Source organism: Bartonella sp. AA86SXKL, assembly GCF_042196885.1.
Genome location: NZ_JBHIRE010000085.1, coordinates 1,072 through 1,405 on the forward strand (window position 1 = coordinate 1,072; position 334 = coordinate 1,405).

Genomic DNA, 334 nt, shown 5'->3' on the forward strand with positions numbered 1-334 from the left:
CGTGGTTTCAAGTACAGCAAAACTAGGCGCTCAAGCTGCGGTAGAAAATAGCTCAGCAATTGGACAAACCATAGACAACCTCAAAACAAATTTTTCCCCCCTTCTTTCAAAATTCGATGGCGAGAGCTTTGAACAGTTTTTGCGTAAGACAAAAGACAATGGCGTTGATTTTGATAAACTGGGCAATGAATTACGCGCACTTCTCAACAAAAGCGACATCCCTGCTCTCAATCCTGATCGCTTAAAAACATCCTATCAAGCAGCTCTCAAGGATATTGGGGAGGCAATAACAGCTTTCAAAAATGATCCATCTCACTATCGCACATATTTAAAA

Annotated in this window: 1 pseudogene; it reads left to right on the plus strand. The window is 41.0% G+C overall.

From position 1 onward, the window contains the following. Positions 1-334, plus strand: a pseudogene (locus tag ACFIO5_RS09925) (DUF3792 domain-containing protein); the annotation flags it as partial.